Consider the following 4,930-nt stretch of genomic DNA (forward strand, 5'->3'; position numbering starts at 1 on the left):
CGGTTCGAGGAAAGCCCCGGCGCAAACCGCGCCGGGGCCATGTTGCACCGTCACGCGGCCAGCGCGTGGGCTTCCACCTTGTCGGCGGCTTCTTCCGTCGTGTCGGTGTCACTCGCCGCATCCGGTCCGCCTTCCGGCTCCGTGTGGTGTTCGGTCTGGAACACCGCAGGCATCCAGCCGGTGTCCTTAGCCAACCGCTCGGCTTCGCTGGCAATGTCGGCCTTCTTGAGTTTCGACAGGCGGGTGACGTGCGCCGGGGCGTACTGGCTGACGGCTTCCAGAATCGCGGCCTTGGATACGTGCTGGAAATAGCCCTCGGCGGTCGGCTTCCACCATGCGGCCATGTCCAGCCCCACGGCCTGCGCCAGTTCCGCGCCGGGCTGGCGCTGCGAGGCGCGCGGCGTCACGACGTCCACCGTCGCCGCGACGCACACGGCCAGCAGCCGCACCAGCTCGTCTTGCGACTTCGCCAGCAACACGACGAACAGTTCGCCGCTGTCCTGCGGCAACGCTCCGCCCGCGACTTCCTGCAACGTGTGCAAGGCCACGGCAGCAGGCGAATCCGGCCAATCCGGGGCCATGCCTTCCAGCCGGTTTTGTACGTTCACGCGCACGCCGAGCGGCAGGCCATCGCCGTAGGCGTCGGCCTGCAAGACGGTCTGCACCATGCCATGCACCAGCGCGGCCAGTGCAACGTGCGGATGCTGCGCCACTTCGATTTGCAGCGCCGCCGTGCGGTGGGCGCTCAACCGCTGCGCCAGCCGGTCGGAGACATCCGCGGCCTTGGGCGCTTCGTCATCGGCATCGCTTTCGTCTTCGTTCGTGGCTGCACCCTCCGCGAAACCCTGCCGCAGCCGGTGCAACGTGCGCAGCGCCTTGGCCTCCGCCTCGCGCAGCAGCCCGCGATGAATGACGGCTTCGCCTTCGCGGTCGAGCGTGACGATGGCACCGGCCACGGCGCACACGTCCGGCGCGTAGTCCTGCAAGGCGTCCTCGATGGCTTGCAGTTCCTCGGCGACCTGCTCGCGCCGTTCTTCCTGCGTTGCCACCTTGTCCTCGTCCTCGGCGTCGTAGGCTTCTTCCAGCGTCGTGTCGATCTTGTCGAGACGGCCTTGCAGCGAAGCGATGCGGCGGGCCTCGCGGGCGGTCGGCTCGCGGCGCTGGCGCGGTGCATTCTGGAACGTCTGCCGGTCAGCATGGCTCATGTGCGGTACGGCTTCCACCCACGCCCAACCCTCTTTGCGCACGTCCTCGGCCAGCGCGTCCAGCTTGCCGCGCACCAGCGCCTCCAACAATGCGGCATCGGTCAGATAGGTGCCGCTGTCGTCGTCCGCGAACAGGTCGCGGCGGAGACCGCCACCCGCCTTCGTGTAGGTGTCCAGCCCGACGAAGCGCACCACCGGATGCGTGGCGTCAATCTCGCGCTCGGTCAGGCGCTCGCGCAGTGCCGATGCACCGCGTTGCCATTCCGGCGCGCTGTAGTACGCGGCTTCCTGCGCGGCGTGATCGTCGGTGATGGTGAGGGCCATCAACTGCTCCAACGTCACGGCCCCGGCGCGGTAGTCGGCCATCAGGCGCGGCGACACGTCGGCCAGTTTCAGGCGGCGTTGCACCGTCAATGGGGACACGCCGAAGTCGGCGGCAATGTCCTCGATGGGGCGGCCTTCCTTGACCAGTGCGGCGAATGCCTCGAACTGGTCGGCGGGGTGCATCTGCTCGCGCAACAGGTTTTCGGCAAGGCTGACGGTACGGGCCGACGTATCGGGCACCAGCAGGCACGGCACCTCATGGTCGGCGACGATGCGCTTTTTCTTCGCCAGCAGCTTCAAGGCGGTCAGGCGACGGTCGCCCGCCACCACTTCGTATTGCTCACCATCGGCGGCAAGAATGACGATCAGGTTTTGCAGCAGGCCGACGCGGGAAATGCTCGCAGCGAGTTCGGGGATAGACAGGCGCGGGGTCGTGCGCGCGTTGCGCTTGGAGCGGCGCGGCAGCAACTGCGAGAGCGGAACCAAAATGAGGTTCTTGGTCGGATCGGCCACTTCCAGCGCGGTGGCGGTTTCGAGGGCGATGGCTTCGGCTTGGGTAACGGCGTTCATGGTGATAACTCCTAGCGGTTGGGATGCAGCAGCGAGAGAAGCGGCAAGGGCTGCTGCCTGCCCCTGCCGCGTGGGGATTCAGGCTTTCAACTGGCGCAGGCCATCGGCCAGCAGCCACAAGGCGCGATTGAGGCGAATGCCGTTGTCGATGCCCTGCACCGGGCGCGTGGTCTGGCGGCGGCCGTTCGCGGCGCGGGCGGACAGGCCGCCTTTGATAAGGTTTTCCTGCGTGCGGTTGAACACGCTCCACAGGTCGCGGCGGCTGTCGTCGTGACGGCGCGGCATCAGGATTTGCGATTCCGTAATGGGCGCGGGCTTGTCCTCGTCGTACTTCAACGCGAGCGCCGCGCGGGCAAACACTTCCGATTCCCCAGCGTCCAGCGTGATCGCCTGCATCGCATCGCGGGAAGCCTGCGCCCGGTCGAAGCCGCGCAAAACTTCGTAAGCGCCTTCGATGACCTGCGCGGCCACGTCGCCCTTGTGCGGTACGCGCACGTCCGCCCCGGTGTCGCCGCAAACGAGGCCGTTCTGGCACACGAAGCGGAACATGCCGGCGAGCATCTGATAGCTGCTCGTGCCGTCGTGCGAGTTCAGCAGGATGATTTCGTTGGCTTCGCGCCCGTTGATCTGGCTGGCGTGGCGCAGCCGGATCATGTGTTTGGTGTAATCGCGGCGGTCGTCGGCCCGCACGCGGGTCTGGCACACCATGAAGGGCTCGAAGCCTTCGCCGCGCAATTCCTGCAGCACGGTGGCGGTCGGGATATAGCTGTAACGCTGCGAGCGGCTTTCGTGCGGGGCGTCCGCGAAGATGGACGGGGCTACGGTGCGGATTTGGTCATCCGACAAGGGATGTTCCGAACGCAGCACGGGGGAGCGCGAAGCGAAACGGGAAGCGAGTTGCATGGTCTTTCTCCTGACAAGGGTTGGCTGTTGAAAACCCCACCGGATTCCTAGATTCGGAGCCCGCTTTGGACTTCCGGTGGGGTCGGCGCAGAGACCTGGGCCGGCCTCGTTGCCACCGTCTTTCCTGAGTTCATCGCCCGCGACGGTCAGGAGCGCGCGGACGGGTGCCGTCAAGGAGGAAAGCGCCGGGTTGGTGCGGCCCGCAGGCGCAGCCGAGGACACGGCCCGGCGCGCCTTGACGGCGCACGGCCGCGGGCTACAGTCGCGGACAAGGTGATGAAGTCAGGGGAGACGGCTGGACAGGCAACGGCTATCCCTGTATGCCGACAGCACGCAAGCGAAGCGCGCAGGCCCGGATCGAGGAATCCGGGCCGTAGGCGTCAGCGATGAAAGCCCGGAGGGGGCGAGACTCGTGTAGCGAGACTCGATGCGAAGCACGAGAGCGCGGCCCGACTTGGCGGGCGACGCACGAATTCATTGATGCTTATCGCGTGACGTTTTTCGCGCCACATAACGGAGCCATGTGGATATCCGCTTTGTTACCATCAACCTTATCGAGCCAACCAGACGCCATGCAATCGGCGACATCAACGACTTACGGGTGTCCAATGCCTTTAACCGCGTATTCGATTTCGGAAGAAAAGGAACTTGATGTTGAGCAAGTTCTTCACGTCTTGTCTCGAAGGAATGCACTACAGGAGTCTGTAGGAGACGACCATATACCCGATTCATGGCGGGAATTTCTGCGCATGGATCTCGAATGCCCATGCTGTTTTGTAACCGGCGCGGATATCGTCAAGGAAGCAATTTCTCGAACCTCGAAAAAAGCAATACGGCAGGCATGTTTCCGCTTCGTGTCTCCAGGCCATCGCCCGCAGTGCGACTATGCCGTGAACGAATCGGCAAACCTCACACCCGAAAACTTGGTCGAATTCGGGGCAACCAACTCAAATTTGACCAAAGCTGTCCGTGAACTCGTTTGCAGCGGAATACACGCGGGCGCATTTGGCCAAAAGACGATCCGCGACATGCGTGAGTGGTTTTTCAGGGAGAAGATCAAGACATCTTTTCAGGTGACACTCGATTCCCAAGTACCTAGATGGCTTGACATGCTGTGGCGTATAGCCAGCCCCTCGCTGGGCCAACTGCCACAAGGAGTACCCCTCACGCGCGAAATCGCAGCCATGCCGGGTTTCGATTGGTCAATAGAATCAGCGCGCATCCTCGGGGAGCGTTATAAGGCGACCCTGGATGTTCTTCGTGAGAAGCGCATGTGGCTACATCAGGAAGTTGACCGCATCGAGTCGTTGGCGAAGCGTTATCACGGTGAAATTGTTTTTGACCCGACGCTTCTTCAGCCCAAGTACGAGCAAAGCCTTGCGCTCGGTCGGTTTATTTCCGAGAACTACGCTCCAATCAAAAAGTCCAACCGAAGTAAGTATGGGGATGTTGCAACCTGCGTGCTGGCGCTGTCGGCACTTCTCTTGTTCGTAAATGACTGGAATCTCGGCCACGCCATTGCCACTTTCGCCCGCATATCGGCATCAGTAGGTCAGGCCGATCAAAGTCTTGGTAACGTGATGGGCCTCAATCCGTTCCATGACTACGAAGCGTGGAGAAAACTCAGGCAGATTCAAGATCTGGGGATCGCCCTGCCCGAGAGTACGGATCTTCGAGCGGAACGACAGAAAATCGAAGCAGAGCTACGGGCGCGCTTTCAAGCGTAAAAGCAACGCCCTCCTCCGACCCGCCATTGTTCTCCGAAGATGCGTTAGACGGTTACGCCTCAAGAGGAATGAAGATCAGTCCGTTTCGACCTGGATAGCTAACAACGGCGCGGTCACGGCGGTTGTCAACGTACTTGTCGCGTCACTTCACGCGAACTGCTTTAGTTCTGCCGGTTGCATGCGCTCCGGATTGAGCCAGAC

3 protein-coding genes are annotated in these 4,930 nt (G+C 62.8%); 1 reads left to right on the forward strand and 2 read right to left on the reverse strand.

The window, feature by feature from the left end; all coding sequences use genetic code 11:
• Nucleotides 1-50: 50 nt before the first annotated feature.
• Nucleotides 51-2,099, reverse strand: coding sequence for a ParB/RepB/Spo0J family partition protein (locus LPA34_RS26705; protein WP_228984137.1), 2,049 nt, complete (start codon nucleotides 2,097-2,099; stop codon nucleotides 51-53).
• A gap of 78 nt (nucleotides 2,100-2,177) precedes the next feature.
• Complete coding sequence (locus LPA34_RS26710; protein WP_228984139.1) at nucleotides 2,178-3,002, reverse strand: DUF932 domain-containing protein; 825 nt, start codon at nucleotides 3,000-3,002, stop codon at nucleotides 2,178-2,180.
• Between the two features lie 572 nt (nucleotides 3,003-3,574).
• On the opposite strand from LPA34_RS26710, the gene LPA34_RS26715 reads away from it, so the two are divergent.
• Complete coding sequence (locus tag LPA34_RS26715; RefSeq protein ID WP_228984141.1) at nucleotides 3,575-4,729, forward strand: hypothetical protein; 1,155 nt, start codon at nucleotides 3,575-3,577, stop codon at nucleotides 4,727-4,729.
• The last annotated feature ends 201 nt before the right edge of the window (nucleotides 4,730-4,930 follow it).

Origin of the sequence: Paraburkholderia gardini (assembly GCF_907164575.1) — a bacterium.
GTDB classification, from domain to species: domain Bacteria; phylum Pseudomonadota; class Gammaproteobacteria; order Burkholderiales; family Burkholderiaceae; genus Paraburkholderia; species Paraburkholderia gardini.

What these genes read in the sequence shown, in the direction of transcription:
- LPA34_RS26705 (WP_228984137.1), bottom strand. Translation starts at nt 2,099, where the DNA reads ATGAACGCCGTTACCCAAGCCGAAGCCATCGCCCTCGAAACCGCCACC.
- LPA34_RS26710 (WP_228984139.1), bottom strand. Translation starts at nt 3,002, where the DNA reads ATGCAACTCGCTTCCCGTTTCGCTTCGCGCTCCCCCGTGCTGCGTTCG.
- LPA34_RS26715 (WP_228984141.1), top strand. Translation starts at nt 3,575, where the DNA reads ATGCAATCGGCGACATCAACGACTTACGGGTGTCCAATGCCTTTAACC.